Genomic DNA, 1,765 nt, shown 5'->3' on the forward strand with positions numbered 1-1,765 from the left:
GCTAACATGTGGGCTGACTCACTTCGTTCGGATTTTAGCCCACATGCTAGCGCCCCTTAGCTTAAAGTTAGTTCTCAAGGATGAACATTTTGAAAATAATTGTAGTTTGCATATTAATCATATTGTTCGTGTTCTATTGGATTCGTCCACTGGCTAACCCTGACGTTACAAAATATTACCCCCCAATCATATATTCTGATGAGACCTATTTTTCAATTTCGATCCCAGTGGAAATTGATTTAAAGGATGGTAAACGATCATTCATAGAATTGTTTAAAGCTTATGGTTTCAGCGGCAATGGCCCATCTATAGAGCAAGTAGTGAGAGCAAATACAAATTTTGCATCTGTTCAATTTGATAGCGAAGGAGATGCATTTGTTATGTATACGTCAAATGAAGAGCAGTATTTGTCGGTTTTAAATGAACTAGGCTGTATGGAAGAAATTGCCTGTTTAAAAAAGTGGCTAAAAACCGCGCGATGGGTGTTGATTAAAGAATGAGAACTAACAAAAACATCAACTGGAAAACTACTCGCTGCAACTTCGTTGCAAAAGCGCTCGTATTTTCCAGTTATATTAATCGTTATGTGTCGGGGATAAGAATTAGCTTTGAAATGTAATAAATGCGACAGTTTGATTCGGCCCGTAGAAATCCCCGTGCCGGGCAATCATTCAAGGTTCAAATGTCCAGTTTGCGGTAATAGCGTTTCTGGCAGCAGGCGCGGAGGCTTAATTGTATTACTTGCCATTGTGGTCGTTTGCTGGGGTGTCGCATTCAGTTATTATCACTTAATTAACTAACTTGATCTGAGCGACGATTATATTAAATCAAGGTTGTTTTAGACTTAGCCACATAACAAACAAATTAAGTCACTCGCTCCGCTCGCTGGGACGCAAACACGTGGGCTGACTCGCTTCGCTCGGGATTTTAGCCCACGTGTTTCCGCCCCTTATTTGGGTGTTAGTTCCCAAAAGGAAAGTAGATGAAAAAGGTATTTTTTGTTCTCACCGTTTTTTTATTAGTATCAGCATGTAGTTCAACTTCAATCGTCAAAAATGACAGGGTAGCTACAAATACTGATATTTCTGAAACTGAAGATCACTCTCCAGTTTATGGGTGGGTTAAACTTTCGTTTGATATTACGGAAGCAGGGGAAACTGACAACATACAAGTTCTGGCATCTTCTCCATCAGGTTACTTCGATGAAGATGCTATTAAAGCAGTATCAGAATGGAAATATAACCCATTCATCATCGATGGTGTTCCCACAAGGCAAGTCGATAATATGGTTCATTTAGATTACGTCGATAAAAAAGATGGGAACTAACAAGGCAATAAACACGCGCGCAGAGGCGCGCTGGGACAGTAACACAGCGGCGGCCTCGATATTCTCGCCGCTGTGTTACTGCCCGTTATTGCGAAGTTAGGTAACAGATGGATTTGAGTTCAATAGATTTAGCAATAAAGTACCACTCGCTAGAAGACGAAGAATGGGAGAAAAACGGCGGAACGTTTATCGTCATCGCTGCTGGTAGGTTTGATTTTAATACCAATGAGTTTGAAACAGCTAAAGAGTTAATAACACATATTGAGCAACAACCTCCTAAGGATGTGTTAGTCCTGTATGACAACAGCACTATTCCATCACTCATTGTATCTGTGGTAAATCTGTGTAAAAAAGTTAGTGTAGACAAGTTAGTAATAAAGAGCACCGAGGGATATGGACGCTAAGTTACCTAACAAAAAAATTAAGTTCGCCCGCTGC

3 protein-coding genes are annotated in these 1,765 nt (G+C 40.3%); all 3 read left to right on the forward strand.

The genetic code is table 11. From position 1 onward, the window contains the following. The first annotated feature begins 89 nt into the window (after window positions 1-89). A complete protein-coding gene (locus KL866_RS03335; protein WP_171042082.1) occupies window positions 90-500 on the forward strand; it encodes a hypothetical protein in 411 nt (136 codons plus the stop codon). 482 nt (window positions 501-982) lie between these two features. Beyond that, a complete protein-coding gene (locus tag KL866_RS03340; protein ID WP_214993362.1) occupies window positions 983-1,327 on the forward strand; it encodes an energy transducer TonB in 345 nt (114 codons plus the stop codon). A gap of 107 nt (window positions 1,328-1,434) precedes the next feature. Beyond that, window positions 1,435-1,731, forward strand: coding sequence for a hypothetical protein (locus tag KL866_RS03345; protein ID WP_025256671.1), 297 nt, complete (start codon window positions 1,435-1,437; stop codon window positions 1,729-1,731). Window positions 1,732-1,765: the final 34 nt, after the last annotated feature.

It is taken from the genome of Alteromonas sp. ALT199, from assembly GCF_018619335.1.
Lineage (GTDB): Bacteria > Pseudomonadota > Gammaproteobacteria > Enterobacterales > Alteromonadaceae > Alteromonas.

Coding starts and splice junctions, on each gene's coding strand:
- KL866_RS03340 (WP_214993362.1), top strand. CDS start 983: ATGAAAAAGGTATTTTTTGTTCTCACCGTTTTTTTATTAGTATCAGCA.
- KL866_RS03345 (WP_025256671.1), top strand. CDS start 1,435: ATGGATTTGAGTTCAATAGATTTAGCAATAAAGTACCACTCGCTAGAA.